Raw genomic sequence first — 25,881 nt, 5'->3', positions numbered from 1 at the left:
TGCCGGTCGTGCCGGCGCGGGCGATCTCCGCCTTCCTCGCCGCCCAGGGCATCGCCGCGGCGGCGCCGCACCCAGGCGGCGGGCCCGGCGCGGTCGCGCCCGCCGTGGTGGGGATCGCCTGCCGCTGAGATGCGGGTCGCGCGGCGGATCCCCTGTCGCTCGCGCGGGATCCGCCGGCGTTCAGGAGCCTGGACGGACGAGTGGTCCGCCCAGGCGACGGGCCGCCGCTCAGAGCCGCCCGGTGACCAGGAGCACGATGAGCACGATGAGCAGGATGCCGCCCAGGCCGAAGCCGGGGCCGCGATACGCGCCGCCGCCGAGGAAGCCGCCGCCGCCGAAGGCCAGGATGATCAGGATGATGAGCAGGATGGTGACGAGGGACATCGGTCGCGTTCTCCGGACGGTCGCGCTGGTGCGAGCGTGACCGTTCAAACGCTGCGACATTCCGTTCCGTTCAACGCCAAGCCACGCTTTTGTGAGGAAAATTCCGGATGAGACCCCGGCCTCAGGCGTGCCAGTCCGGCAGAGCGTCCGCGGGCGCGTCGAGCCAGCCCGGAACCGGCAGGTCGCGCTCGGTGAGGAAGGCCGGGTTGAACAGCTTCGAGGCGTAGCGGGCCGCCCCGTCGCAGAGGATCGTCACGATCGTGTGACCGGGCCCGAGGTCCCTGGCCAGTCGGATCGCCCCGGCGACGTTGATGCCCGACGAGCCGCCCAGCGACAGCCCCTCCTCCCGCATCAGCCCGAAGACGATGTCGAGGGCCTCGCGGTCCGGGATCCGGAAGGCGCGGTCGGGGGTGAAGCCCTCGAGGTTCCGGGTGATCCGCCCCTGGCCGATCCCCTCGGTGATCGAGGAGCCCTCGGCCTTCAGCGTGCCGGTCGTGTAGTGGGCGTAGAGGGCCGAGCCCTCCGGGTCCGACAGCGCGATCCGCACCTGCGGGTTGCGGGCGCGCAGGGCCTCGGCGGTGCCGGCCAGCGTGCCGCCGGTGCCGGCCGCGCAGACGAAGCCGTCGACCCGGCCGCCGGTCTGCGTCCAGATCTCCGGGCCGGTGCCGTCGATATGGGCCTGCCGATTGGCGACGTTGTCGAACTGGTCGGCGAAGAAGGCGCCCGCCGGCTCGCTGGCGGCGAGCTTCTCCGCGAGCCGCCGGGCCACGTGGACGTAGTTGTTCGGGTTGGCGAAGGGCACCGCCGGCACCTCCACCAGCCGGGCGCCCGCGAGCCGCAGGGTCTGCTTCTTCTCCTCGGACTGGGTGACCGGGATGACGATCAGCGTCCGGTAGCCGCGCACCGAGGCCACCAGGGCGAGGCCGATGCCGGTGTTGCCGGCGGTGCCCTCGACGATCGTGCCGCCCGGGCGGATCAGGCCCCGCGCCTCCGCGTCCCGCACGATCGAGAGCGCCGCCCGGTCCTTCACCGACAGGCCGGGATTCAGGAACTCCGCCTTGCCGTAGATGGTGCAGCCGGTCTCCTCGGAGGCGCGGCGCAGGCGGATCAGCGGCGTCTGGCCGATGGCGGCCAGGACGTCGGGGGCGGATTCGCGACTCGGTACGGTCATGGTCGGGAGCCTAGGGTGCCGCGCGGCCGCTGGCGAGCCTCACCCGAAGACGTGCCCGCCGTTGATCCGCAGGCCGACCGGGTGGCCGGCCGGGTAGCGCACGCCGTCGAAATCCTCCACGGCGAGGACGCGCCCCTCGGGGTCGGCCACCTCGATCCGCTGGCGCCCCTGGGTCCGGTACGAACTGCGCACGGTGCCCGACAGGTGCGCGGCCTCGGGCTCGGCGAGCTGCAGCTGCCAGGGCCGGACGTAGAGCTTGACCGGGCCGAACAGGCTGGCGGGTGCCGCCACCGGGGTCTCCCGGCCCCGGACCAGCACCCGGCCGCCCTCGGCGATCGCCTCCACCTCGACGGAATCACCCAGGAACTTCATCACGGTAGCGGAGGCCGGGTTCTCCTGCACCTCGTCGGGCGTGCCGACCTGCTCCAGGCGGCCGCGATCGAGCACGGCCACGCGGTCGGACAGCTCCAGCGCCTCGTCCTGGTCGTGGGTGACGAAGATCGTGGTCTGGCCGGTGCGGTCGTGGATCTCGCGCAGCCAGCGGCGCAGGTCCTTGCGGACCTGCGCGTCGAGCGCGCCGAACGGCTCGTCCAGCAGCAGCACCCGCGGCTCGACCGCGAGGGCCCGGGCGAGCGCCACCCGCTGCCGCTGTCCGCCGGAGAGCTGCGAAGGGTAACGGTCGCCGAAGCCGGAGAGGCGGATCAGGTCGAGGAGGTCGCCGACCCGGCGCTTGATCTCGGCCTTGGCCGGCCGGTCGGCGCGCCGCCGCGCGTTCAGCCCGTAGGCGATGTTGTCGGCCACGCTCATGTGCTTGAACAGGGCGTAGTGCTGGAACACGAAGCCCACGGCCCGCTCCTGCACCGGCAGGCCGGTGGCGTCGTCGCCGCCGAACAGGATCCGGCCCCGGTCCGGCGCGTCGAGCCCGGCGATGATCCGCAGCAGCGTCGTCTTGCCCGAGCCCGACGGGCCCAGCAGCCCGATCAGCTCGCCCGCCCGCACGTCCAGAGACAGGTCGTGCAGCACCGCCGCCGTGTCGAACGTCTTCGAGACGTTCTCGACCCGGATCGCCGTGGAGGGGCGATCAGTGTGCCCGGCCGTGCGCGAGCTCACCCGCGAAGCGCCATTCGAGGACGGATTTGAGGACGAGGGTGATGAGGGCAAGGACGGCGAGGAGCGAAGCGACGGCGAATGCGGCGACGAAGTTGTACTCATTGTAGAGGATCTCCACGTGGAGTGGGATGGTGTTGGTCAGACCGCGGATGTGGCCCGAGACCACCGACACCGCTCCGAATTCGCCCATCGCCCGGGCATTGCAGAGGAGCACGCTGTAGAGCAGGCCCCAGCGGATATTGGGCAGCGTCACCGTCCGGAACGCGTGCAGGCCCGAGGCGCCGAGCGTCAGCGCCGCCTCCTCCTCGGCGGTGCCCTGCTCCTGCATCAGCGGGATCAGCTCGCGGGCGACGAACGGGAAGGTCACGAACACCGTCGCCAGGACGATCCCGGGCAGGGCGAACAGGATCTGGACGCCGTGGTTGAGGAGCCAGGAGCCGAACAGGCCCTGGGAGCCGAACAGCAGCACGTAGATCAGGCCGGAGACTACCGGAGAGACCGAGAACGGCAGGTCGATCAGGGTGATCAGCAGCGACTTGCCGGGAAACTCGAACTTGGCGATCGCCCAGGAGGCGGCCAGGCCGAACACGACGTTGAACGGCACCGCGATCGCCGCCACGGTCAGCGTCAGGCGGATCGCGCTCCAGGCGTCGGGCTCCCGGAACGCGTCCAGGAACGCGCCGAGCCCCTTGGAGAAGGCCTGGAGGAAGACCGCGAACAGCGGTAGCACCAGGAACAGCGCCAGGAACGCCACGGCGATCCCGATCAGGACCGCCCGGACGCCGACCCCTTCCGAGGCGACCGGGGCCGGCTTGGCGGCCGGCACGAAGGCGGGGGAGAAGATCTCAGACATAGCCGAACCGCCGCCGTGACCAGGCCTGGATGAGGTTGATGGCGAGCAGCGTCAGGAACGAGATCCCGAGCATGATCGTCGCGATGGCCGCCGCGCCGCCGTAGTCGAACTCGGAGAGCTTGATGACGATGAGCAGCGGCGCGATCTCCGACACGTAGGGCAGGTTGCCGGCGATGAAGATGATCGAGCCGTACTCGCCGACACCCCGGGCGAAGGCGAGCGCGAAGCCGGTGAGCACCGCCGGGATCAGCGGCGGCAGCACCACCCGGGTGAGGGTGACGAGGCGCGTTGCCCCGAGGGTGGCCGAGGCCTCCTCGATCTCCTTGTCGATCTCGGCGATCAGCGGCTGCACGGTCCGCACCGCGAAGGGCAGGCCGATGAACACCATGGCGATGAAGATGCCGACCGGCGTGTAGGCCGCCTGGATGCCGAGGCGCGCGAGCGGCGCGCCGAGCAGCCCGTCCGGCGCGTACAGCGAGGCGAGCGCGATGCCGGCGACCGCGGTGGGCAGGGCGAAGGGCAGGTCGACGGCGGCGTCGACCAGCTTGCGGCCCGGGAAGCGGTAGCGGGTCAGCACCCAGGCCACCAGGAAGCCGAAGGCCGAGGCGACGAGCGCCGCGATGGCCGAGACGCCGAAGCTGATCCGCAGGGCGCTCGCCACCCGCGGATCGGTGGCGACCTCCCAGATGCCCGACAGGCCGAGCCCCGAGGCCTTCACCACCAGTCCGGCCAGCGGCAGCAGGACGATCAGGCCGAGGCAGGTCAGCGTGTAGCCGAAGCTGATCCCGAAGCCCGGGATCACGCTCGGCCGTCGGAACGTCCGACGGGGACGGGGCGTCTGGACCATGATCTGAAGCCTCAGCGGCCGGCCCGGCTCAGACGGTCGAACAGGCCGCCGGCGTCGAAGTTCCGCTTCTGGATCTCGTCCCAGGATCCCTGGAGGTCCTCGATCTTGAACAGCTTGATCTCGGGCAGCTGGGCGAGATCCGCCGGGGCGGCCGCCTCCCGCCGGATCGGCCGGTAATGGTGCTTGGCGAAGATCGCCTGGGCACGGTCGCCGTAGAGGAAGTCGAGATAGGCCTGGGCCGCGTTGGTGGTGCCCTTCCGCTCGGCATTGACCGCCACCAGGGCCACAGGCGGCTCGGCGTAGATCGAGGTCGGCGGCGAGACGATGTCGAACTTGTCGGCGCCGAATTCCTGGAGCACGAGGTAGGCCTCGTTCTCCCAGGTCGGCAGGACGTCGCCGAGGCCGCGCTGCGCGAAGGTCACCGTCGAGCCGCGGGCGCCGGTATCAAGCACCGGCACGTTCTTGTAGACTTGCCCGACGAAGGCGTCGGCCTTCGCTGCGTCCTTGTCCTTCCCGTAGGCGTAGCCCCAGGCGGCGAGGAAGTTCCAGCGCCCGCCGGCCGAGGTCTTCGGATTCGGGGTGATCACCTTCACGTCGGGCTTGACCAGGTCGTCCCAGTCCTTGACGCCCTTCGGATTGCCCTTCCGGACCAGGAACACCACCGTCGAGGTGTAGGGCGTCCCCTGGTTCGGCAGCTTGCTGCGCCAATCCTCCGGGATCTTGCGGGTGAGCTTGGCGATCGCGTCGATGTCGGACGGGATGCCGAGGGTGACCACGTCGGCGTCCACCCCGTCGATCACCGTGCGCGCCTGCGCGCCCGAGCCGCCGTGCGAGGCCCGCACCGTGATGGCCTCGCCGGTCTTGGCCTTCCACTCTTCCGCGAAGGCGGCGTTGATCTCGCGGTAGAGCTCGCGGGTCGGATCGTACGAGACGTTGAGGAGCGCGGTCTCGGCCGCCGCCGGCAGCGCGCAGGTCAGCAGGCCGGCTCCGGCCAGAAGGGTCAGCCCGATCGCCCGAGCCATCCGGCCCAGACCTGAAGCGTTCGTCATCACGTCCGATCCCCCAGCCATCCGCGGTTGCGACGCAGGGGACAGGCGTCCCCGGGAAGCTCGAAATCGTTCTTTTTACCGAACGAAGTCAAGCCTCGGGTGTGGACCCGCGTGATGCCGTAACGTGATCAGGATCGACGATCGTGCCGGAAATGCAAGATAACTCAGGGCGGTAGACGATCAGAACGCATGGATCTTCTCTCTGGGGTCGCCGATGGAGAAGATTTCCTGCGCGGAATCGGGTTTCTCAGAACGAACGATCTTAAGTGCTCTAGCGCACATCGTTCGGCGTTCCGCGGACCGGCGAGACCCGTCGGCGGCTCGCGCCGCACGCGGTGGCCCGCGAGACAGCGATCCTCCGCTACCCTGCCGGCGAGGGGCGCGCGTCAGCGCTTCGGCTTGTCGAGCCGGGCGATCAGGGCCTCCAGCCGCTTGTCGACCGGGGCCGCCAGCGTGTCGGTGAAGAGCGCGCGCAGGTTCTGGCCGAGATGGCGCCGGATGTCGGAGCTGAGCGGCGGCGCGTCGACCGACCGCTCGGTCTCGCAGGGGCGTTCGGGATGCGGCTTCGACATGACCGGGAAATCCTCGCACCTGTGGACACGTACGGTTGCAAGGTTTGGTTAAGGAGCCGTCACCGCCGCGGCCGCGCTGGAGCCGCGATGCCGCCGCGCGATCCCGGCGCTCCGTGCCGGGTCGGTGTCGCAGGCCGGAACTGCCGCTGCGAAGGCTACGTTGCCCGGGCATTCCCGCAGCTCATCCCCCGCTGCCATTCTCCCCGCATTCCCCCTGCTGCCAGGAGGCGCCCCGTGTCCCGCTCGATTCCCCTGATGATGTCGGTGCTCCTCGGTCTCGCGACGGCGGCGTCTCCCTGTCTCGCGCAGACGAAACCGGGCGAGATCAAGGGCGTCGACGCGATGGGCGACAAGTCCCGCAGCGCGCAGGACGGCTGGAGCCAAGCCCCGGTGCCGCGGGAGCAGTCGGCCGCAAAGGACGCGCCGGACCCGGGCGGCACCTCGATCAAGGAGAATGCCGACCGTCCCGTGCCGCCGGCCCAGCCCGGCGGCACCTCCGCCACCGAGCCGCAGGCGCCCCTGGAGCACCGCACGGCCGGTCCGTCGGGCGCCAATCCGGCCAATCCCAGCAAGTAAAAAACCGTTCTCATGCAGGATGATGCCGGTGCGACAAACGTGTTGCTTCGGCTGAGACACGGCGACTTGCTGTGTCACGCAACCGCACTTGCCTCGTGCACGCTTTTTTGGGACAGCTTGGAATTATACCAGATCGCTTTTACGGAGCGGAGATGACGGTCCAGGTCTCAAGGCGTGGCCTGCTCAAGGGGGCCGGCGCCGGCCTCGCTGGAGGCTCGCTGGGCGCGCTCGGATTCGGCGGACTCGAGCCCGCCATGGCCGCCGCGGTGCGGCCGTTCAAGCTCGCGCAGATGCGCGAGACCCGCAACACGTGCCCGTACTGCTCGGTCGCGTGCGGCGTGATCCTCTACAGCCTCGGCGACCGTTCGAAGAACGCGCGCTCCTCGGTCATGCATATCGAGGGCGACCCCGATCACCCGATCAACCGCGGCACGCTCTGCCCGAAGGGCTCGGCGCTGCTCGACTTCGTGCACGCCGAGACGCGCACCAAGTACCCGCTCCACCGGGCCCCGGGTTCCTCCGAGTTCAAGCGCGTGTCTTGGGACTTCGCCCTCGACCGCATCGCGCAGCTCATGAAGGAGGACCGGGACAAGAACTTCGTGGCCAAGAACGGCGACCTCACGGTCAACCGCTGGACCACGATGGGCTTCCTCGGGGCCTCGGCCACCACCAACGAGACGGCCTGGCTGACCTACAAGACAGTCCGAAGCATGGGGGCCCTGGTCTTCGATAATCAGGCCCGAGTTTGACACGGTCCGTCGGTCGCCAGTTTGGCGCCCTCCTTCGGACGCGGTGCGATGACCAACCTCTGGATGGACATCAAGCACGCGGACGTGATCACCGTGATGGGCGGCAATGCCGCCGAGGCTCACCCCTGCGGCTTCAAGTGGGTCGTGGAGGCGAAAGCCCATAACAATGCCAAGCTGATCGTCGTCGATCCGCGCTTCACCCGCACGGCGTCGGTGGCCGATCTCTACTGCCCGATCCGGCAGGGGACCGACATCGCCTTCCTGTCGGGCGTGGCCAAGTACCTGCTCGACAACGACAAGCTGCAGCACCGCTACGTCTCCGCCTACACCAACGCCGGGTACGTGGTCCGCGAGGGCTACGACTTCAGCGAGGGTCTGTTCACGGGCTACGACGCGGACAAGCGCGACTACGATAAGACCACCTGGGACTACGAGATCGGCCCCGACGGCTACGCCGTGGTCGACGAGACGATGCAGCATCCGCGCTGCGTGATGCAGCTCCTTAAGAAGCATCTCGCGATCTATACGCCCGAGATGGTCGAGAAGATCTGCGGCTCGCCCAAGGAGACCTTCCTGAAGGTCTGCGAGCTGATGGCGACGACGGCTTCCCCCGAGAAGTCGATGGCCTCGCTCTACGCGCTCGGCTGGACCCATCACTCCAAGGGCTCGCAGAACATCCGCTCGATGTGCATCGTGCAGACGCTGCTCGGAAACATCGGCGTGCTCGGCGGCGGCATGCAGGCGCTGCGCGGTCACTCCAACATCCAGGGGCTGACCGATATCGGGCTGATGTCGAACCTCATCCCCGGGTACCTGAACATCCCGGTGGAGAAGGAGCCCGACTACGCGAGCTACATCGCCAAGCGGCAGTTCAAGCCGTTGCGTCCCGGACAGACGAGCTACTGGCAGAACTACAACAAGTTCTTCGTCTCGTTCCAGAAGGCGATGTGGGGCGACAAGGCCACCAAGGAGAACGACTGGGCGTACGACTACCTGCCCAAGCTCGACGTGCCGACCTACGACGTCATGCGCGGGTTCGAGCTCGCCAAGCAGGGCAAGATGACCGGCTACGTCATCCAGGGCTTCAACCCCCTGCTGTCGTTCCCGAATCGCGCCAAGATGACGGAAGCCTTCTCCAAGATGAAGTTCATCGTGGTGATGGATCCGCTCAAGACGGAGACGGCCCGGTTCTGGGAGAACCACGGCGAGTACAACGACGTCGATCCGACCAAGATCCAGACCGAGGTGTTCGAGCTCCCGACCACCCTGTTCGTGGAGGAGGAAGGCTCGCTGTCGAACTCCAGCCGGTGGCTGCAGTGGCACTGGCAGGCGCAGGAGGCGCCGGGCGAGTGCCGCTCGGACATCGAGATCATGTCGGAGATCTTCCTCCGCATGAAGGCGGCCTACAAGAAGGACGGCGGGGCCTTCCCGGACCCGATCGTCAATCTGAAGTGGGACTACGCGATCGCCGAGGCGCCGACCCCGACCGAGCTCGCCCGCGAGCTCAACGGCTACACGCTGGCGCCGACGCCGGACCTGAACGGGACCGTCATCCCGGCGGGCAAGCAGGTCGACGGCTTCGCCCAGCTCAAGGACGACGGGACGACCGCCTGCGGCTGCTGGATCTACTCGGGCTGCTACACCGAGAAGGGCAACATGATGGCCCGCCGGGACAACACCGATCCCGGCGACCGCGGCATCGCCCCGAACTGGGCCTTCGCGTGGCCGGCCAACCGGCGCGTGCTCTACAACCGCGCCTCGTGCGACCCCGAGGGTCGCCCGTGGTCGGAGAAGAAGAAGCTCATTGAGTGGAACGGCAAGCAGTGGATCGGCTTCGACGTGCCGGACTACGGCGTCACCGTCGCCCCCGATAAGGGCGTCGGCCCGTTCATCCTGAACCAGGAGGGCGTCGCCCGCCTGTGGACCCGCGGTCTCATGCGCGACGGGCCGTTCCCGACGCACTACGAGCCCTTCGAGTCGCCGGTAGCCAACCTCGCCTTCCCGAAGATCAAGGGCGCGCCCGCGTCCCGCATCTTCAAGGACGACCTCGCCGATCTCGGCGACGCGAAGGAGTTCCCCTACGCGGCGACCAGCTACCGCCTGACCGAGCACTTTCACGGGTGGACCAAGCACGCCCGGATCAACGCGATCCTCCAGCCGGAGGCCTTCGTGGAGATCTCGGAGGAGCTCGCCAAGGAGAAGGGCATCGCCAAGGGCGGCTGGGTCCGCGTATGGTCGAAGCGCGGCTCGCTCAAGGCCAAGGCCGTGGTGACGAAGCGGATCAAGCCGCTGATCTGCGACGGCAAGCCCATCCACGTCGTCGGCATCCCGCAGCACTGGGGCTTCATGGGCCACACCAAGAAAGGATGGCACCCGAACTCGCTGACGCCCGTCGTCGGCGACGCGAACACCGAGACGCCGGAGTTCAAGGCCTGGCTCGTGAACATCGAGCCGACCACGCCTCCGTCGGACGCGGTCGCGTAAGGGGGAGCGGCAGACATGGCTGACTACAGCTCCCTCGACATCCGCCAGCGCTCCGCCTCCACGGAGACGCCGCCGGAGATCCGCCGTCAGGTGGAGGTCGCCAAACTCATCGACGTGTCGAAGTGCATCGGCTGCAAGGCCTGCCAGTCGGCCTGCGAGGAGTGGAACGACCTGCGCGACGACATCGGTGTCAACACGGGCACCTACCAGAACCCCCACGACCTCACGCCGAAGTCGTGGACCCTGATGCGGTTCACCGAGTACGACAACCCGGAGACCAACAACCTCGAATGGCTGATCCGCAAGGATGGCTGCATGCATTGCACCGAGCCGGGCTGCCTGAAGGCCTGCCCGTCCCCCGGCGCGATCGTGCAGTACTCCAACGGCATCGTCGACTTCATCGAGGAGAACTGCATCGGCTGCGGCTACTGCGTGAAGGGCTGCCCCTTCAACATCCCGCGCATCAGCCAGACCGACCACAAGGCGTACAAGTGCACCCTGTGCTCGGACCGGGTGGCGGTGGGTCAGGCCCCGGCCTGCGCCAAGGCCTGCCCGACCGGCTCGATCATGTTCGGCACCAAGCAGGCCATGATCGATCAGGCCCACGACCGCGTCGAGGACCTGAAGTCGCGCGGCTTCGCCCATGCCGGCCTCTACGACCCGGCCGGGGTCGGCGGAACGCACGTCATGTACGTGCTGCACCACGCCGACCAGCCGAGCCTCTACGCGGGCCTGCCGAACGACCCGAAGATCTCGCCGCTGGTCGCCTTCTGGAAGGGCGGCGCCAAGGTGTTCGGTCTCGCCGCGATGGGCTTCGCGGCGGTGGCGGGCTTCTTCCACTACGTGACGGCCGGCCCCAACGAGGTCGTGCCCGAGGAGGAGGAAGAGGCGGTCGAGTACGACGAGGCCAAGCGCCGGGAGAATGGTGGCGGCGAGGCCCGGCCGCACTGAGACGCGACGGTCTCCCTCCCCCGCCGGGGGAGGGAGCGCCGCGCCGAACGGTTCCGGCAGGGCGGTGAGGGCTCGGGCGCCCGACCCGATTTCGAGTTTCACGGCCCGCCCGCCGCGACGGGCGGTCCCGTCAGGCGAGTGAAGGCCGATGACGATCCAGAACGATGTCCGGGACGGCGATTCCCGCCCCCTCCACCACGCCAAGTCCGAGGCGCCGGAGGTGATGTACGTTCCGCGCTACACCGGCCTGCAGCGCGTGAATCACTGGATCACCGCGATCCTGTTCACCCTGCTGACCCTCTCGGGGCTGGCGATGTTCACGCCCTACCTGTTCTCGCTGACCGGCCTGTTCGGCGGCGGGCAGGCGACCCGGGCGGTCCACCCGTGGTTCGGCGTGGCGCTGGCGATCAGCTTCCTCTTCCTGTTCGTGCGCTTCTGGCGGCTCAACATCCCCAACAAGGACGATGTCGAGTGGTCGAAGAAGATCGGCGACGTGGTCACCAACCGCGAGGACCGGCTGCCGGAACTCGGCAAGTACAATGCCGGCCAGAAGGGCGTGTTCTGGGGCCAGACCGCGCTGATCGGCGTGATGTTCGTGACCGGCCTCGTGATCTGGAACACCTATTTCGGCGGCCTCACTTCGATCGAGACCCAGCGCTGGGCGCTGCTCGCGCACTCGCTGGCCGCCGTCATCGCCATCGCGATCATCGTCGTGCACGTCTACGCCGGCATCTGGGTGCGCGGCACCGGCCGGGCGATGGTCCGCGGCACGGTTACGGGCGGCTGGGCCTACCGGCATCACCGCAAGTGGTTCCGTCAGATGGCCGGCGGCCCGGCGCGCCGCGGCTCGGTGGACAAGCGCGGATCCTGATCGCGTGGCCAACTTCTTCAGGCGGAAGCCCGCGGCTCCGGCCGCGGACAAGACTCCGAAACCCGCCGAGGCCCCGAAGCCCCGCCGCCGGGACTTCAGCGAGCTCAAGCCCGATCCCGACAAGATCGGGATCTCGGGCTCGGTCCCGTTCGTGCGCCTGCCCGATCCCGCGACGCTGTTCGCCGACCGGGCCGCGCGCCTGGCGGAGGCCGCGCCCGGGCACCCGCTGGAGGCCTATCTCCGGTTCGTTGGTGAGGTCGCCCGCGCCCAGGCGGCGATCCAGGCACGGTTCCCGGCCCCGCCGGCGCCGGATCCCGCCGATCAGGCGCTGCGGAGCGAGCACGGCATGCCGCCGCTGTCGCGGCACAGCCTGGAGGCCGACCAGGATTTCGACGCGTGCCTCCTGGCGCTGCTCAACGCGCTGGATCTCGCGACCGCGCCCGAGGCCTCGGCCGCGGCGCGGGATGCCCTGCGGGCCGCCGCCCCGGAGGAGCGCCGCGATCTCGCCGTGCAGGTTTTCGAGGGCGCGCTGCCGGTCGACCGCATCGCCGAATGCCTGTTCGTCTCGGCCGCGCTGCAGGTGCGCTTCGCCGAGCGGGCCGCGCGCCTCGACGCGAGGACGCTGAAGCCCGTCGCGGACGGCGTCTGCCCGTGCTGCGGCGGCGCGCCGGTGGCGAGCGTCATCGTCTCCTGGACCCCGGCCGACAAGGCCCGGTATCTCAGCTGCTCGGTCTGCGGAACGTACTGGAACCACGTCCGGATCCGCTGCACCGCCTGCGGTGACGGCGAAGGCGTCAGCTATTACGGGCTCGACGAGATCTCGAAGGACGTCCAGGTCGAGACCTGCACGACCTGCCACAGCTACATCAAGCACCTCCACCAGCACCGGGCGCCGGCCCTCGATCCGGTGGCGGACGACATCGCGTCCTACGGGCTCGACCTGAAGATCGCCGAGGACGGGTTCCGGCGCGCCGGACTGAACCTGCTGTTCGTGATCTAGCGCGGGATGCGCCCGTCCCGACCGACGGCCTCCTCCCGAGGTGGCCGTGTCGGCGGGCCTCGAAGGCACGCCCAGGGATCGCGCGGCTCCCGGAGGTCATCTTCGAGACCTCCGCCGCGCTCCGACCGCGGGACGAGAGGCCGGGTCGGACGCGCCTGCGGGATCGACAGCGCGATCCTGCAGGCGGCGAGACCGGGAAACCCCGCGCTCAGCGGTAGCCGTAGCGGCTCTTGGCGGCGGCGAGCAGGTGCAGGGCCTCGCCCGACTTGCCGGCCGAGCACTCCGCGGCGGCGTGGGCGAGGTCGGCGCTGAAGCGGTCGCCCACCGGCTTGTTCAGGTTGCCGGTGGCCACGTCGCTGTCGACGATCGCCTTCGTGCGGGCGATCTCCGGGCCGCAGCCGCTGCCCGTGGGCAGGGCCAGGGGCGCCGGCACGATCGGCGATGGCTCGGTGACCGCGGGCGTGGCGCGCTGCTGGCAGGCGCCCAGCGCCGCGACGGCGAGGGCGACGAGGCTGAGGCGCATCGGGAGGCGGGACGCGGGCACGGCGATCATCCTGTTGGGGCGCGAGGGGCCGCGCCGCCGAGGTTCTGAGCCGAGCTTGGCGGTGGGTCAATCGCCCCGGCGACATGCCGAAGGGGCGCGGAGCGCGGGACGCGGAGCGCCTCGAACCCGCGATTCCGCCGCTGCCAGAGGGACTTGGTGCGCGCCACCGGCATCCCGCACCGGCGGCGCGCTCCGAATCGTGACGGGGCTTACTTCGCCTTCTCGGTGAGCGCCTTCAGGCCGGAATCGTAGATGCCCTGGATCGCGTCGGTGGCGACCGTGTCCGGCGCGCCCTTGGCATTGAAGGTCCCGGTCCAGGTCACCTTCGAGCCGGAGCCCTCGGGAGCGACCGAGAGGGTCGACTTGTAGTCGGAGACCGGCAACGGGCTCTCCAGGATCGTGTAGGTGTAGCTCATCACCTTGTCGTCCCGGGAGACCTGCTCCTCCTTGATGGTGCCGCCGCCCTTCAGGCTCAGCGTGCGGACCTTCATGCCGTCCTTGTCGGACAGGGCGCATTTCTCGATGGCCGGGTGCCAGTCGCCGATGCCGCAGAACTCGCCGATCGTCTGCCAGACCTTGGCCGGGGGCGCGGCGATGTCGGCCGAGCGCGTCACCTCCAGTGCGTAGCCCGGCACGGTGGCCGCGGCGAGCGCCAGGGCGGCGAGGGGAAGGGACCGGCAGAAAGCGAAGGGCATCTCGGGGTGTCTCCGTCCGTCTCAAGTCGCGGCAGGGGCCGCGCGGGCTCTGATGGCCGCGCAGGAGCTAGGCCGGGAGGGGGCGCTCGGCAATGGGCGGGCGCTGCGGCGCATGACTTTCGCCCTCGGACGACGCGGCCGGTGATCGTCCGCGCGCAGGGGCATGTCGTGGCGCCGATCGGCCGATAAGGGGCCTGGGCAACGATCCGGCCTACCAGCCGTCCGTCTCGTCGGCGTCGGCCGGGTAGCCGTAGACCGTCGCGGGCGCGTAAGCGGGCCGGGCCGCCGGGCGGTAATAGGCCGGCACCGATCGGCGCCCCATCTGATCGCTGTTCGCCAGCAGGTCGTCCGGCTCGTAGGGGCTGCGGTTCCGGGCGAGCCGGGTGCCGCGTCGGCCGCGGTCCGCCATCGGGACATCCGCCCCCTCGATCACCACCCGCGTCCGGCCCATGCCCTGGCTCTTCACGAGGTTGAACAGGGTCGCGGCGTTGCGCACCGAAAGGCGCACGCAGCCATGCGAGGCCGCGCGTCCCAGGCTCCGGACGTGGTTGGTGCCGTGGATGGCGTGGCCCTGCGTCGTGAAGAACATCGCGAAGGGCATGGGCGCGTCGTCCCACTCCTTCGAGAAGTGCGTGCGCTCCATCCGGAACGGGCGGTAGGCGCCGGACGGGGTGTCGTAGCTCGCGACGCCGGTCGAGACCGGCCAGGAATAGCGCGGCTGGCCGTCGACCGAGACCTCCATGCGCTGGGTGGTCTTGTCGACGTTGACGAGCACGTCCGCGCTGGCCGTCGCGGGGATCCCCGCGCACAGGAGCAGCCCGGACAGGACGGAGATCAGACCGATACGCATGAGCGACTCCGACTCGAGACGCGCCTCGAGAAACCGCGACGGTTTGCCGTCACGCTAAAGCCCCGGCAACACCGAGGTTCCGGCCCGCCGTGCCGCTGCGTAGTCACGCTTTGCTGAGCGCTTTGTTGAGCGCCGTGCCGGCGCGCTCACGGCGCCGCGGCCATGCCGGAGATCCGGCGGATCGCGGCCTCGGCCTCCTCGGCGATGCGCAGGACGAGGTCGCCGGCGCCCGGTAGGTCGTCGATCAGCCCCACGGCCTCGCCGACCGTGACGTTGGCGACGTCGTAGTCGCCCGCCGCGTCGGCATCCTCCACGTCCCGGCGTCGCTCGGCCGAGGCCGCGCGCAGCGCGTCCTCGCGGCCGTGCCACGTCTCGATGAAGGTGTTGCGCAGGAGCCGCCCGGTATAGGGCGCCGGCCAGGCCCGCTGGCGGGCGATGTCGTAGACCTGCGTGCGGATCGTGTCGTCGCCGGTGGCGGCGAGAACCCGCCGCTTCGCGGCCGGGTGGATCAGCGCCTCCCGGCTGGCCCAGAACCGCGTCCCCATCAGGACGCCGTCGGCCCCCAGCGCCAGGGCGGCGACGAGACCGCGCCCGTCCGCGATGCCGCCCGCCGCGAGGAGCAGCGTCTCGGGGCGCTCGCGGGCGATCAGGTCGGCGACCGCCGGCACGAACGCCGCGGTGCCGCGGGCGGTGAGGCCGTGGCCGCCGGCCTCCGTCCCCTGCGCCACCACCGCGGCCGCGCCGACCTCCAGGGCGCGCCTCGCGTGCGCCAGGGTGTGCACCTGGCAGATCAGCGGCACGCCGGCGGCGCGGATCCGATCCGCGAACGGCGCGGGATCCGCGAAGGACAGCATCAGGGCCGCGGGCGACCGGGCGAGCGCCGCGTCGAGGAGCGACGGGTCCCGGGCCATCGACCACGTGATGAAGCCGCAGCCGACCCGCTGATTGCCCGCGCGGGCGAATTCCCGGTCGAGCGTCGCGTGGTCGCCGTAGCCGCCGCCGATCAGGCCGAGGCCGCCGGCGGCGCTCACCGCCGCCGCGAGGGCGCCCCCCGAGGCCGGGTCCATGGGGGCCAGCACGATCGGGTGCCGCAGCCCGAAGGCGTCGGTGAGTCTGGTCCTTAAGGCCATGGGTCCCCTCCCCGGGCAGCGTCTCGGTTGCGCGCGCCGCCCGCCAGGGCTTAACGCTCGCGTGGCGGCGGAAAAAATGATTCCTTCTGAAGGAAGGCATCGGAAAAGCAGATGGCATGAACAGCACCGACCTGATGTTCTTCGCGGCGGTGGCCGAGACCGGCGGCATCGGGCGGGCGGCTGCGCGGCTCAACACCGTCCAGTCCAACGTCACCGGCCGGATCCGCGCCCTGGAGCAGGCCCTGCGCGTGCCGCTCTTCCACCGCGGCAGCCGCGGTGTGACGCTGACCCGGGCGGGGGAGCGGCTCCTGCCCTACGCGCTCCAGGTCGGGCAGCTGCTCGCGGAGGCGCGCCACGCCCTGCTGGCCGAGGGCGAGCCGCGCGGACCCCTGCGGATCGGCGCCATGGAGACGACCGCGGCCCTGCGCCTGCCCGGCCCGCTCGCGGATTTCGCGGCGCGTCACCCGGAGGTAGACATCGAGCTGGAGACCGGCCCGACCGAGCACCTGATCGCCCGGGTCCTCGACCGGAGTTTGGAGGGGGCCTTCGTGGCCGGCCCGGTCGCGCAGGCCGACCTCGTCGGGATCCGGGTCTTCACGGAGGAACTGGTGCTGGTGGCGCATCCGGCCGTCGGCGACCTCGCGGCGCTGCTCGACCGGCTGGCCCGGGCGCGCGACGCGAAGGTGCTCGTGTTCCGGGCCGGCTGCTCGTACCGGAGGCGCCTGGAGGCGTTCCTGGCCCGCCAGGGCCTCGTGCATGTGCGGCGCATGGAGTTCGGGACCCTCGACGGCATCCTCGGCTGCGTGGCGGCCGGCCTGGGCGTGACCCTGGTTCCGCGGGCCGTGGCGGCGCCGGCGCACCGCGCCGGCCGGGTCTCAATCCACCCCGTGCCCGACGGGGACGGGCACGTCTCGACGCTGCTGGTCCACCGCGCCGACGACCGGCCGAGCGCGGCCTTCGCGCGGTTCGCCGAGCAGGTCCGGACGGCGCTCCCGGATGTGACCTAGGATCCCGGTTCCGGCACGGACCGTGCCCCTGGCAACCGCCGGTTGACAGCGGCCCGGGCCCCGGCGCTTCCTCCCGGCCGCAGACGGTTCGGAGTTCCCATGGCCCTCGACCCCACCCTCGCCGCCGAGATCGAAGCCTCCGTGGCGGAGGGCTTCGCCGATCAGGTCGCCCACACGCAGGCGCTGGTCCGGTTCGCCTCCCTGCGCGGGGAGGAGCATGCCTGCCAGGACTACGTGTTCGAGCAGTTCCGCGCCCGGGGCTACGCCACGGAGCGCTTCGCCATGGACCGGGCGGCCATCGCGGACCATCCGGGCGGCTCGAAGATCGACGCGGCGCACCATTCGGACGCGCCGATCGTCGTCTGCCATCACCGGCCGAGCACCGAGACCGGGCGCTCGCTGATCCTGCAGGCCCATGTCGACGTGGTGCCGCCGGGCCCCCTCGACCTCTGGACCCACCGGCCCTTCGACCCGGTGATCCAGGGCGACTGGATGTACGGCCGCGGCGCCGGCGACATGAAGGCCGGGCACGCTGCCAACCTGTTCGCCCTCGACGCGCTCGCCCGCCTCGGCCTGCAGCCGGCGGCCTCCGTGACGGTGCAGTCGGTGGTCGAGGAGGAATCCACCGGCAACGGCGCCCTGATGACCCACCTGCGCGGCTACCGGGCCGACGCCGTGCTGATCCCCGAGCCGGAGGACGAGAAGCTCGTGCGCGCCAATACCGGCGTGCTCTGGTTCACCGTGGAGGTGCGGGGCGTCCCGGTCCACGTGCGCGAGATGGGCGCCGGCGCCAACGCCATCGACGCCACCTACCGGGTGATCGGCGCGCTGCGGGAGGTCGAGGCCCGCTGGAACGCCGAGAAGGCCGCGCACCCGCATTTCGAGACCGAGGACCACCCGATCAACCTCAACATCGGCAAGATCGAGGGGGGCGACTGGGCCTCCTCGGTCCCGGCCTGGTGCCGGATCCACTGCCGGGTGGCGCTCTACCCGGGCGTCACCGCCGCGCAGGCCGCCGCCGAGATCGAGGCCGCGGTGGCGGGCTTCTCCCGCACCGACCCGTTCCTGGCCAACAGCCCGCCGCGGGTGGTCTTCAACGGCTTCTTCGCCGAGGGCTACGTGCTGGAGGAAGGCTCGGAGGCCGAGGCCGTGCTCGGCCGCGCCCACGAGCGGGCGATCGGGTCGCCGCTCCGGAGCTTCATGACCGCGGGCTACCTCGATACCCGCGTCCACGCCCTATACGACCGGGTGCCGGCCCTCTGCTACGGCCCGACCTCCCAGAACATCCACGGCTTCGACGAGCGGGTGAGCCTCGCCTCGGTGAAGCGGATCACGACCACCATGGCGCTGTTCGTCGCCGAGTGGTGCGGGACGGAGCGCAGGGCCTCCTGATCCGCCGCCGTCCTTGCGAGCGGAGCGAAGCAATCCAGGGTCGCTTCGCTGCGCTCGCGATGACGACGGTGCTCGCCGTCAGGGAATCAGCCGGTCCGCGCGGAGCTGGGCGAACAGGTCGTAGAACGCGTCGTCCGTCGGCTGGTAGGCGGTGAAGCCGAGGCGGCGGCTCTTGCTCATGTCGGTGACGACCTCGATCGGCCGCCCGAGATCGGCATCCGTGTGCCAGGGCGAGGCCAGCTTCTCGAGGTTCGGCTCGGCGAGCCCGTGGCGCGCCGCGATCTCCGCCCAGGCCGGGCCGTCCTGCGCCATCCGGGGCTCGAGCGGCCGGTGCGTGCCGTCGAACGGCACCGCCTCGATCCCGAACCAGGCGGCGATCCGGCCCCACATCCAGCTCCAGCGGAAGACGTCGCCGTCGACGACGTTGAACGCCTCGTTGGCAGCCCTCTGTTCCGTCGACGCCCAGAGCAGCTGGCGGGCGAGCAGCCGCGCATCGGTCATGTCGGTGAGGCCGTTCCACTGCGCGGCCGAGCCCGGGAAGATGAAGGGCCGCCCCAGCTCCCGGCACAGGGTGGCGTAGCAGGCGAGCGTCGTGCCCATGTTCATGGCGTTGCCCACCGCCTTGCCGATGATCGTGTGCGGGCGGTGGACGCTCCAGGTGAAGCCGTCGCGGGCGGCGGCCGCGAACACGGCGTCCTCCTGCGCGTAGTAGAAATTCTCGATGTCGAGGCGGCCCTGGTCCTCGCGGAACGGCGTCTGCGGCAGGATGCCTTTGCCGTAGGCCTCGAACGGGCCGAGATAGTGCTTCAGCCCGGTCACCAGGGCGACGTGGCGGACGCTCTTCTTCTGACGGAGCGCGTCGAGCAGGTTCTCCACCATCGCCCGGTTGACGCGGATCATCTCCGCCTCGGTCGGCCGCCGCTGCCAGGTCGCCAGGAACACGTGGGTCGGGGCGAGGTCGGCCAGCGCCTTCTCCAGCGAGGCCGGATCCTGCAGGTCGCCCGCCACCGGCGCGACGCCGTCCTGGTGTGCGGGGTGACGGGCGAGGCCCGCGACCTGCCAGCCCTCCTGGTGGAGCAGCGCCGCCGTGGCGCTGCCGACGATCCCGCTGGCGCCGACGATCAGGGCGGTGTTCGACATGGAAACCCTCGTGCCCGGCCCAAATCCGGGTCCGGGGCAGATGGGCGCGGGTGGTGTCGCGACAACCCCGCCGCGCGGCGGGGACGCCTGTGCGGCGCGCAAGGGTTGTATGATCGCGAGCCCCCCGTCATCGCGAGCGTCGCGAAGAGACCCAGGGCGGGGGACGTTTGCAACCGTGGCGCGACCCTGGATTGCTTCGCTCCGCTCGCAAAGACGGGAGAGCTCTCAGGCGACCCGGTCGATCGCCCCGCCCAGGATGTCGACGATCTCGCCGATCTGGCCGCGCTCGATGATCAGCGGCGGCGAGAGGGCGATGATGTCGCCGGTCACCCGGGTGAGCAGGCCGCGCTCGAAGCAGTCCACGAACACGTCGTAGGCGCGCTTGCCCGGCGCGTCCGGACGCGGCGCCAGCTCGACGCCGGCGACGAGGCCGATGGTCCGGATGTCGACGACGTTCTTGCGCCCGCGCAGGTCGTGGATCGCCGCCGCCCAGTCGTCGGCGATGTCGGCGACGCGGGTCAGCAGCCCCTCCTCCCGGTAGATGTCGAGCGTCGCGAGGCCGGCCGCGCAGGCGATCGGGTGCCCGGAATAGGTGTAGCCGTGGAACAGCTCGATCCCGTCCGGGCCCTGCATCAGCGCGTCGTGGACCGCCCGGCTCGCGAAGACCGCGCCCATCGGCACCGTGCCGTTGGTCAGGCCCTTGGCGCTGGTCACGAGGTCGGGGACGACGCCGAAGAAGTCGGTCGCGAAGGGCGCGCCGAGGCGGCCGAAGCCGGAGATGACCTCGTCGAAGATCAGCAGGATGCCGTGCTTCGTGCAGATCTCGCGCAGGCGCTCGAGGTAGCCCTTCGGCGGGATCAGCACGCCGGTCGAGCCCGCCACCGGCTCGACGATGCAGGCCGCGATGGTCTCGGCCCCGTGGAGCGCCACCAGCCGCTCCAGGTCCTCGGCGAGCTCCGCCCCGTGCTCGGGCTGGCCCTTCACGAAGGCGTTGCGGGCCGGGTCGTGGGTGTGGCGCAGATGGTCGGTGCCGTTGAGCTGCGGGAAGACCCGCCGGTTCGACACGATGCCGCCGACCGACAGGCCGCCGAAGCCGACGCCGTGATAGCCGCGCTCGCGGCCGACGAGCCGGGTCCGCGTCCCCTGCCCGATCGCCCGCTGGTAGGCGAGCGCGATCTTGAGGGCGGTATCGACCGATTCCGAGCCGGAATTGGTGAAGAACACCCGGTCGAGGCGCTTGTCGGGACCGCCCGGGGCGATCTCGGCCAGCCGCTCGGCGAACTCGAAGGCGACGGGGTGGCCCATCTGGAAGGTCGGTGCGAAGTCGAGGGTCGCGAGCTGGCGCTCCACCGCGGCGGCGATGCCCCGCCGCCCGTGGCCGGCATTGACGCACCAGAGGCCCGCGGAGCCGTCGAGGACCTTGCGGCCGTCGTCGGCGGTGTAGTGCATGCCCTCGGCCGACACGAGCAGGCGCGGCGCCGCCTTGAACTGGCGGTTGGCCGTGAACGGCATCCAGAAGGCGTCCATCGCGGGCGTGTTGCGGAGCGGATGGTCGGTCATGGGCGGTTCTCCGGGTCGGGCGGCGCGGATCGGGCGGCGGGACCAGGGGACACCTTCGCCGATCGGGCAACAAGTCCTTTTCTGGCCGTCGCCAACCCCTTGCAGGATCGGGGCTGCGGGTGGCACCGTTGCGGGATCCGCAACACCTGAAACGGGCCCTCAGCCGGATGAGCATCGATGTCGGCGCGCGGCTGCGCTTCGTGCGGGCCCGCCACGGCCTGTCGCAGCGGACGCTCGCCAAGCGGGCCGGGGTGACCAATTCCGCGATCTCGCTGATCGAAGCGAATCGCGTGAACCCGTCGGTCGGCGCCCTGAAGCGGATCCTCGACGGGGTGCCGATCGGCATGGCCGAGTTCTTCGCCCTGGAGCCGGAGCCGGAGCGCAAGGCGTTCTTCGCCGCCGAGGACCTCACCGAGATCGGCCGCCGGGCCGCCAAGGGGGCGATCTCGTACCGTCAGGTCGGCGACAGCCTGTTCGGACGCAAGCTCCAGATCCTCAAGGAGCGCTACGAGCCGGGCGCCGATACCGGCCGGGTGCCGCTCTCCCACGAGGGCGAGGAGGGTGGCATCGTGCTCTCCGGGCGCCTGGAGGTGACGGTGGATGCCGAGCGCCGGATCCTCGGCCCCGGCGACGCCTACAGCTTCGACAGCCGCCGTCCCCACCGGTTCCGCTGCGTCGGTCCCAACCCGTGCGAGGTGGTGAGCGCCTGCACGCCGCCGAGCTTCTGAGAGGGAGCCCGGCTGCGGCGGATGAAACACCCCGCCTGTCGCGTGCGGGCGTTGCGGTCGGCAGCCCGACTGGCGCATGCAGGGCGGAGTTTGAATTCATAATGCCGCGCGAGGATCGATGGCCGTCACCACTCCCGCCCCGGCCGCCGGGCCCGGACAGAACCAGTCGGCGCGCGCGGCGCTGGCGGCCTTCGTGGGCACCACGATCGAGTGGTACGATTTCTTCATCTACGGCACGGCGGCGGCCCTGGTGTTCGGGCCGCTCTTCTTCACGACCGAATCCCCCTACATCGCGACGCTCTCGGCCTTCGGGACCTTCGCGGTCGGCTTCCTCGCCCGGCCGCTGGGCGGCCTGATCTTCGGGCATCTCGGCGACCGGTTCGGGCGCAAGCGCGCCCTGGTGGCGACGCTCGTGATGATGGGCATCGCGACCTCCGGCATCGGCCTGCTGCCGACCTACGCGTCGATCGGCATCTGGGCGCCGGTGATGCTGGTGGTGCTGCGGCTGATCCAGGGGCTCGCGGTCGGCGGCGAGTGGGGTGGCGCGGTGCTGATGGCCGCCGAGCACGCGCCGGCCGGGCGCAACACCTTCTTCGCCTCCTTCGCGCAGCTCGGCAGCCCGGCCGGGCAGATCCTCTCGCTGCTCGCCTTCCGGCTCGCGGGCCTTCTCGACAAGGACAGCTTCCTGACCTGGGGCTGGCGTGTGCCGTTCCTCGTCAGCATCCTGCTGCTCGGCGTCGGGCTCGCGATCCGCCTCGGCGTCGCGGAATCGCCGGCCTTCGAGAAGGCCCGGGCCGCCGGCGGGCCGCCGCCGGCGCCGGTGCGCGAGGTGCTGACGACCTGCCTCAAGCCGGTGCTGCTGGCGGCGGGGGCCAACACCTTCGCGATCGCCTCGGTCTACCTGTTCAACACCTTCATGATCGCGTTCACTACGCAGTATCTCGGCATCGCGCGGGCGACGATCCTCGACGCCCTCCTGATCGCCGCCGTGGTCCAGCTGGTGATGACCCCGGTGGGCGCCCGGATCGCCGAGCTGATCCGCAACGAGCGGCTGTTCCTCCAGGGGACGCTGGTCTGGGCGATGCTGGCCCCCTACCCGCTGTTCTGGCTGGTCGAGACGCAGTCGGTGCCCCTGATCGTGCTGGGTCTCGCCCTCAACGTCATCGGCAGCGCGACCTTCTACGCGGTGATCGCCGGCTACCTCGCGGGCGCCTTCCCGACGCGGGTGCGCTACACGGCGATCTCGATCGCGTACCAGTTCTGCGGGGCGCTCGCCGGCGGCCTGACGCCGATCGTCGGCACCGTGCTGGCCGAGCGCTTCCAGGGCCACTGGTGGCCGATCGCGGTGTTCGGCACGGCGCTGGCCGGCGTGTCGTTCCTGTGCGTCACGGCGATCGGCGGCTACCGGGCGCGGCAGCGGGGCTTCCTCGACGGGTGAGCGCGACCGGTCAAAGGCGCCGGATCCGGGTAACGCCGGATTCAGACCGGTGGTCCAGGATCGGCGGCATGGATTCGATCGCCGCAGCCGCCGTCCAGATGCTGGGTTCGTCCCAGAACCAGCAGATCGGCATCGCCGTCGCCAAGCAGCAGCTCTCCGCCGACAAGGCGGTCGCCGGGCTGGTGGCGGACAGCGCCGCCCAGGCGGCGAGCGCCGGCCCGCCGGCCCCTCCCGGACAGGGCCAGAGCGTCGACCTGCGGGTCTGAACGGGGCGCCCCGCGCGCCTACCCGAAGCCGTAGAGCCGCCGCGGGTTGTCGACGAAGACCATCCGGCGCCGGTCCGCGTCCTGCACCCAGTCGGCCATCAGGTCGAGGAGGTCCCGCGTCCGCGGCGGCCCGTCCCAGGCGGCCACGTGCGGCCAGTCCGAGCCCCAGAGGCAGCGTTCCGGTGCGGCGTCGTTGAGCGCCCGGGCGAAGGGGATCGTGTCGGCGTAGGGGGGCCCGGTCACGGAATCCCGGAAGGCGCCCGAGAGCTTCACCCAGTTGCCGTCGGCGACGAGGCCGAGCAGCGCCTGGAAGCCCGGATGGTCCACGCCCGCCGAGGTCGGCATGTGGCCCATATGGTCGAAGACCAGCGGCACGGGCAGCCGCGCCAGGCGGCCGGCGATCGGCGGCAGCTCGCGGGCATCGAGCAGGAACTGGAGGTGCCAGCCCATCTCGCGGGCGAGCGCCCCGTAGGACTCGACCGCGTCGAGCCCGACGCCGCCGCCGAACAGGACGTTGAGGCGCAGGCCGACCACGCCGGCCTCCTTCAGCGTGGCGAGTTCCGCGTCGGGCAGGCCGAGCGGGATCACCGCGACGCCGCGCAGGCGTCGCCGGTGGGCGCGCAGCGTCTCGACCATCAGCCGGTTGTCGGTGCCGTGCACGCTGACCTGGATCAGCACGCCGTTGGCCATGCCGGTCCCGTCGAGCATCGCCAGATACCGCTCGGCCGGCGCCGCCGGGGGCGTGTAGCTCCGGTCCGCCACCAGGGGATAGTCCGGCGGCAGGCCGATGACGTGGGCGTGCGTGTCGACCGCGCCCTCCGGCACGGCGTAGCGGGTCGGGCCTTCCGGATGCGGGTCCGGGGCGGGGCAGTCTCGGATCTCGGGCATGATCAGGAATCCGCGTGGAGGACCTTGCCGCGCGTCTCCGGTAGCGCGAAGGCCGCCAGGAAGAAGATCCCGTAGGCGACGGCCGCGAAGATCGCGATGGCCGAGGCGAGGCCAGCGCGCTCCGCGAGGTAGCCGACCAGTGCCGGGAACAGCGCGCCGATGCCGCGGCCGAAATTGTAGCAGAACCCCTGCCCCGAGCCGCGCAGGCGGGTCGGGTACAGTTCGGTCAGAAAGGCGCCCATGCCGGAGAAGTAGCCGGAGGCGAAGAAGCCCAGCGGGAAGCCCAGCACCCAGAGCACGCCGTTCGAGAGCGGGATCTGCGTGTAGGCGACGATCACCGCGATGGCACCCAGCGAGAAGATCAGGAAGAGCGGCCGCCGGCCGAGCCGGTCGGCGAGCCACGCGCCCACGAGGTAGCCGGTGAACGAGCCGATGATCAGGGCCGCGAGGTAGCCGGTGGAGGACACGATCGACAGGTGGCGCTCGGTGGTCAGGAAGCGCGGCACCCAGGTGGTGATCGCGTAGTAGCCGCCTTGGCAGCCCGCCGCCGCCAGGGAGGCGAGCAGGGTGGTCTTGAGGATCGGCCCGGAGAAGATCTCCCAGATCTGCGGCCGGTCGCCCGTGGCGGCGGCCCGGGCGCGGGATTCGGCGGCGACCTCCGGCTCCTTCACGTAGCGGCGCAGGTAGAAGACCAGCAGCGCCGGCAGGGCGCCCACCGCGAACATCCAGCGCCACGCGGTCTCGGGCGGCAGGAGCGAGAACAGCACCGCCTGCGACAGCACCGCGAGACCCCAGCCGATCGCCCAGCCGGACTGGACCGAGCCCACCGCCCGGCCGCGATACTCGGCCCGGATCGTCTCGCCGATCAGCACGGCGCCGGCGGCCCACTCGCCGCCGAAGCCGAGGCCGAGGAGCGCGCGGGCAACGAGGAGCTGCTCGAAGTTCTGCACGAAGGCGCAGAGGAGGGAGAACAGCGAGAACCAGAGGATCGTGATCTGCAGCGTCAGCACCCGGCCGATGCGGTCGGCGACGAAGCCCGCGAGCCAGCCGCCGAGCGCCGAGGCCAGCAGCGTCACCGTGGCGGCGAGCCCGGCCGTGCCGGCATCGACGTGCCACAGCGCCATGATCGTCCCGATCACCAGCGGGTAGATCATGAAGTCCATGCCGTCGAGGCACCAGCCGGCGGCGCACGCCCAGAAGGTGTGCCGCTCCGGTGGCGTCATCGATCGGTAGAAGGCGGTGAGGCTGGCGTCGCGGATCTCGACCGCGTCCACGCCCGTGGGCCCCTGCCCGGTTGCTGAACTCATCACCGCCTCCCGCCGCCCGATACCAGTATCAGCGTCCCGGGCAGAGCTGTCCAACGATGCGGCGGGTCACGCAAGCAACCGGAAAGGAAAAGGCCGCCCGGAGGCGGCCTGTCCCGTTCTTTTCACGCTCGATCGACGCTCAGTAGCAGCGCTCGACCAGGACCCGGCGGTAGCCGTAGGGCGTCCAGCGCACCCGCGGGACCGTGTAGCAGCCGCCGCCGTAGCCGTAATCGTAGGCCGCCGGGGCGTAGTAGCCGCCGTAGCCGTAACCCGGGTAGCCGTAGCCACCGTAGCCGCCGTAGAGGCCGCCGGCCGCGGG

General features: G+C 70.8%; 25 protein-coding genes and 1 pseudogene. 10 read left to right on the top strand and 16 right to left on the bottom strand.

Annotated elements, in window-relative coordinates:
* Positions 1-228: 228 nt before the first annotated feature.
* From ACLBYE_RS19280 to ACLBYE_RS19250, 7 genes are all read right to left on the bottom strand, one after another.
* A complete protein-coding gene (locus ACLBYE_RS19280) occupies positions 229-384 on the bottom strand; it encodes a hypothetical protein (protein WP_007563230.1) in 156 nt (51 codons plus the stop codon).
* Between the two features lie 121 nt (positions 385-505).
* Positions 506-1,555, bottom strand: a complete 1,050-nt coding sequence (locus tag ACLBYE_RS19275; RefSeq protein WP_447695393.1) for a cysteine synthase A — start codon at positions 1,553-1,555, stop codon at positions 506-508.
* Between the two features lie 39 nt (positions 1,556-1,594).
* Complete coding sequence (locus tag ACLBYE_RS19270; protein WP_447695392.1) at positions 1,595-2,665, bottom strand: sulfate/molybdate ABC transporter ATP-binding protein; 1,071 nt, start codon at positions 2,663-2,665, stop codon at positions 1,595-1,597.
* Entirely contained in the window at positions 2,637-3,518 is an 882-nt protein-coding gene (gene cysW, locus ACLBYE_RS19265; RefSeq protein WP_447695391.1) for a sulfate ABC transporter permease subunit CysW, read from the bottom strand. The genes ACLBYE_RS19270 and cysW overlap by 29 nt, the downstream gene beginning before the upstream one ends.
* On the bottom strand, positions 3,511-4,365 hold the full coding sequence (gene cysT, locus ACLBYE_RS19260; protein ID WP_012318099.1) for a sulfate ABC transporter permease subunit CysT: 855 nt from the start codon (positions 4,363-4,365) through the stop codon (positions 3,511-3,513). Before cysT ends, cysW begins: the two co-directional genes overlap by 8 nt.
* 11 nt (positions 4,366-4,376) lie before the next feature.
* Positions 4,377-5,387 (bottom strand): sulfate ABC transporter substrate-binding protein, encoded by a 1,011-nt coding sequence (locus ACLBYE_RS19255; RefSeq protein ID WP_447695394.1) that lies wholly within the window; start codon positions 5,385-5,387, stop codon positions 4,377-4,379.
* 413 nt (positions 5,388-5,800) lie between these two features.
* Complete coding sequence (locus ACLBYE_RS19250; RefSeq protein ID WP_042672044.1) at positions 5,801-5,986, bottom strand: hypothetical protein; 186 nt, start codon at positions 5,984-5,986, stop codon at positions 5,801-5,803.
* 234 nt (positions 5,987-6,220) lie between these two features.
* Between ACLBYE_RS19250 and ACLBYE_RS19245 the strand changes: the two genes are divergently transcribed.
* The 5 genes from ACLBYE_RS19245 (at position 6,221) to fdhE (ending at position 12,617) form a co-directional block, all read left to right on the top strand.
* The gene (locus ACLBYE_RS19245; protein WP_447695390.1) at positions 6,221-6,562 is read left to right on the top strand and encodes a hypothetical protein; all 342 of its coding nucleotides are present in this window, start codon (positions 6,221-6,223) and stop codon (positions 6,560-6,562) included.
* Between the two features lie 152 nt (positions 6,563-6,714).
* Positions 6,715-9,795: a formate dehydrogenase-N subunit alpha gene (fdnG, locus tag ACLBYE_RS19240; protein WP_447695389.1), complete on the top strand. Its 3,081-nt coding sequence runs from the start codon at positions 6,715-6,717 to the stop codon at positions 9,793-9,795.
* 15 nt (positions 9,796-9,810) lie between these two features.
* Positions 9,811-10,746 (top strand): formate dehydrogenase subunit beta, encoded by a 936-nt coding sequence (gene fdxH, locus ACLBYE_RS19235; RefSeq protein ID WP_447695388.1) that lies wholly within the window; start codon positions 9,811-9,813, stop codon positions 10,744-10,746.
* 148 nt (positions 10,747-10,894) lie between these two features.
* Positions 10,895-11,617 carry a formate dehydrogenase subunit gamma gene (locus tag ACLBYE_RS19230; protein WP_091682268.1) on the top strand — a complete coding sequence of 241 codons (723 nt, stop codon included), beginning with the start codon at positions 10,895-10,897 and terminating at the stop codon, positions 11,615-11,617.
* 4 nt (positions 11,618-11,621) lie between these two features.
* On the top strand, positions 11,622-12,617 hold the full coding sequence (gene fdhE, locus ACLBYE_RS19225) for a formate dehydrogenase accessory protein FdhE (protein ID WP_447695387.1): 996 nt from the start codon (positions 11,622-11,624) through the stop codon (positions 12,615-12,617).
* Positions 12,618-12,825: 208 nt separating this feature from the next.
* Here fdhE and ACLBYE_RS19220 read toward each other — a convergent pair whose 3' ends face one another.
* The 4 genes from ACLBYE_RS19220 to ACLBYE_RS19205 form a co-directional block, all read right to left on the bottom strand.
* Positions 12,826-13,170: a hypothetical protein gene (locus ACLBYE_RS19220; protein ID WP_020092423.1), complete on the bottom strand. Its 345-nt coding sequence runs from the start codon at positions 13,168-13,170 to the stop codon at positions 12,826-12,828.
* Positions 13,171-13,370: 200 nt separating this feature from the next.
* On the bottom strand, positions 13,371-13,856 hold the full coding sequence (locus ACLBYE_RS19215) for an SRPBCC family protein (protein ID WP_447695386.1): 486 nt from the start codon (positions 13,854-13,856) through the stop codon (positions 13,371-13,373).
* A 211-nt stretch (positions 13,857-14,067) separates the two neighbouring features.
* Entirely contained in the window at positions 14,068-14,706 is a 639-nt protein-coding gene (locus ACLBYE_RS19210) for a L,D-transpeptidase (protein WP_020092421.1), read from the bottom strand.
* A gap of 146 nt (positions 14,707-14,852) precedes the next feature.
* Complete coding sequence (locus ACLBYE_RS19205) at positions 14,853-15,836, bottom strand: NAD(P)H-dependent flavin oxidoreductase (protein ID WP_447695385.1); 984 nt, start codon at positions 15,834-15,836, stop codon at positions 14,853-14,855.
* 116 nt (positions 15,837-15,952) lie between these two features.
* On the opposite strand from ACLBYE_RS19205, the gene ACLBYE_RS19200 reads away from it, so the two are divergent.
* Both ACLBYE_RS19200 and ACLBYE_RS19195 read left to right on the top strand, forming a co-directional pair.
* Entirely contained in the window at positions 15,953-16,843 is an 891-nt protein-coding gene (locus ACLBYE_RS19200) for a LysR family transcriptional regulator (protein WP_447695384.1), read from the top strand.
* 99 nt (positions 16,844-16,942) lie between these two features.
* On the top strand, positions 16,943-18,235 hold the full coding sequence (locus ACLBYE_RS19195) for an ArgE/DapE family deacylase (RefSeq protein WP_447695383.1): 1,293 nt from the start codon (positions 16,943-16,945) through the stop codon (positions 18,233-18,235).
* A 78-nt stretch (positions 18,236-18,313) separates the two neighbouring features.
* On the opposite strand, the gene ACLBYE_RS19190 is transcribed toward ACLBYE_RS19195, so the two are convergent.
* Both ACLBYE_RS19190 and ACLBYE_RS19185 read right to left on the bottom strand, forming a co-directional pair.
* Complete coding sequence (locus ACLBYE_RS19190) at positions 18,314-19,375, bottom strand: SDR family oxidoreductase (protein WP_447695382.1); 1,062 nt, start codon at positions 19,373-19,375, stop codon at positions 18,314-18,316.
* A 225-nt stretch (positions 19,376-19,600) separates the two neighbouring features.
* Positions 19,601-20,935, bottom strand: a complete 1,335-nt coding sequence (locus tag ACLBYE_RS19185; protein WP_447695381.1) for an aminotransferase class III-fold pyridoxal phosphate-dependent enzyme — start codon at positions 20,933-20,935, stop codon at positions 19,601-19,603.
* Between the two features lie 167 nt (positions 20,936-21,102).
* On the opposite strand from ACLBYE_RS19185, the gene ACLBYE_RS19180 reads away from it, so the two are divergent.
* From ACLBYE_RS19180 to ACLBYE_RS19170, 3 genes are all read left to right on the top strand, one after another.
* Positions 21,103-21,663 carry a cupin domain-containing protein gene (locus ACLBYE_RS19180; protein WP_020092415.1) on the top strand — a complete coding sequence of 187 codons (561 nt, stop codon included), beginning with the start codon at positions 21,103-21,105 and terminating at the stop codon, positions 21,661-21,663.
* Positions 21,664-21,781: 118 nt separating this feature from the next.
* A complete protein-coding gene (locus ACLBYE_RS19175) occupies positions 21,782-23,101 on the top strand; it encodes an MFS transporter (RefSeq protein ID WP_447695380.1) in 1,320 nt (439 codons plus the stop codon).
* 68 nt (positions 23,102-23,169) lie between these two features.
* Complete coding sequence (locus ACLBYE_RS19170; protein WP_091682246.1) at positions 23,170-23,367, top strand: hypothetical protein; 198 nt, start codon at positions 23,170-23,172, stop codon at positions 23,365-23,367.
* Positions 23,368-23,385: 18 nt separating this feature from the next.
* Here the strand turns inward: ACLBYE_RS19170 and ACLBYE_RS19165 are convergent, their stop codons facing one another.
* The 3 genes and pseudogenes from ACLBYE_RS19165 to ACLBYE_RS19155 all read right to left on the bottom strand — a co-directional run.
* Complete coding sequence (locus ACLBYE_RS19165) at positions 23,386-24,255, bottom strand: amidohydrolase family protein (RefSeq protein ID WP_447695379.1); 870 nt, start codon at positions 24,253-24,255, stop codon at positions 23,386-23,388.
* 2 nt (positions 24,256-24,257) lie between these two features.
* Positions 24,258-25,562 (bottom strand): MFS transporter, encoded by a 1,305-nt coding sequence (locus ACLBYE_RS19160; protein ID WP_056523458.1) that lies wholly within the window; start codon positions 25,560-25,562, stop codon positions 24,258-24,260.
* Between the two features lie 139 nt (positions 25,563-25,701).
* Positions 25,702-25,881 (bottom strand): annotated as a pseudogene (locus ACLBYE_RS19155) (hypothetical protein); the annotation flags it as partial.

This window comes from Methylobacterium sp. A52T (genome assembly GCF_053346095.1).
This window is presented reverse-complemented; position numbering and strand designations above follow the sequence as displayed.

Coding starts and splice junctions, on each gene's coding strand:
- ACLBYE_RS19175 (WP_447695380.1), top strand. CDS start 21,782: ATGGCCGTCACCACTCCCGCCCCGGCCGCCGGGCCCGGACAGAACCAG.
- ACLBYE_RS19165 (WP_447695379.1), bottom strand. CDS start 24,255: ATGCCCGAGATCCGAGACTGCCCCGCCCCGGACCCGCATCCGGAAGGC.
- ACLBYE_RS19200 (WP_447695384.1), top strand. CDS start 15,953: ATGAACAGCACCGACCTGATGTTCTTCGCGGCGGTGGCCGAGACCGGC.
- fdxH (WP_447695388.1), top strand. CDS start 9,811: ATGGCTGACTACAGCTCCCTCGACATCCGCCAGCGCTCCGCCTCCACG.
- ACLBYE_RS19280 (WP_007563230.1), bottom strand. CDS start 384: ATGTCCCTCGTCACCATCCTGCTCATCATCCTGATCATCCTGGCCTTC.
- ACLBYE_RS19160 (WP_056523458.1), bottom strand. CDS start 25,562: ATGAGTTCAGCAACCGGGCAGGGGCCCACGGGCGTGGACGCGGTCGAG.
- ACLBYE_RS19230 (WP_091682268.1), top strand. CDS start 10,895: ATGACGATCCAGAACGATGTCCGGGACGGCGATTCCCGCCCCCTCCAC.
- ACLBYE_RS19170 (WP_091682246.1), top strand. CDS start 23,170: ATGGATTCGATCGCCGCAGCCGCCGTCCAGATGCTGGGTTCGTCCCAG.
- ACLBYE_RS19250 (WP_042672044.1), bottom strand. CDS start 5,986: ATGTCGAAGCCGCATCCCGAACGCCCCTGCGAGACCGAGCGGTCGGTC.
- ACLBYE_RS19215 (WP_447695386.1), bottom strand. CDS start 13,856: ATGCCCTTCGCTTTCTGCCGGTCCCTTCCCCTCGCCGCCCTGGCGCTC.
- ACLBYE_RS19180 (WP_020092415.1), top strand. CDS start 21,103: ATGAGCATCGATGTCGGCGCGCGGCTGCGCTTCGTGCGGGCCCGCCAC.
- ACLBYE_RS19190 (WP_447695382.1), bottom strand. CDS start 19,375: ATGTCGAACACCGCCCTGATCGTCGGCGCCAGCGGGATCGTCGGCAGC.
- ACLBYE_RS19205 (WP_447695385.1), bottom strand. CDS start 15,836: ATGGCCTTAAGGACCAGACTCACCGACGCCTTCGGGCTGCGGCACCCG.
- ACLBYE_RS19275 (WP_447695393.1), bottom strand. CDS start 1,555: ATGACCGTACCGAGTCGCGAATCCGCCCCCGACGTCCTGGCCGCCATC.
- ACLBYE_RS19220 (WP_020092423.1), bottom strand. CDS start 13,170: ATGATCGCCGTGCCCGCGTCCCGCCTCCCGATGCGCCTCAGCCTCGTC.
- ACLBYE_RS19185 (WP_447695381.1), bottom strand. CDS start 20,935: ATGACCGACCATCCGCTCCGCAACACGCCCGCGATGGACGCCTTCTGG.
- ACLBYE_RS19210 (WP_020092421.1), bottom strand. CDS start 14,706: ATGCGTATCGGTCTGATCTCCGTCCTGTCCGGGCTGCTCCTGTGCGCG.
- cysW (WP_447695391.1), bottom strand. CDS start 3,518: ATGTCTGAGATCTTCTCCCCCGCCTTCGTGCCGGCCGCCAAGCCGGCC.
- cysT (WP_012318099.1), bottom strand. CDS start 4,365: ATGGTCCAGACGCCCCGTCCCCGTCGGACGTTCCGACGGCCGAGCGTG.
- ACLBYE_RS19195 (WP_447695383.1), top strand. CDS start 16,943: ATGGCCCTCGACCCCACCCTCGCCGCCGAGATCGAAGCCTCCGTGGCG.
- ACLBYE_RS19255 (WP_447695394.1), bottom strand. CDS start 5,387: ATGGCTCGGGCGATCGGGCTGACCCTTCTGGCCGGAGCCGGCCTGCTG.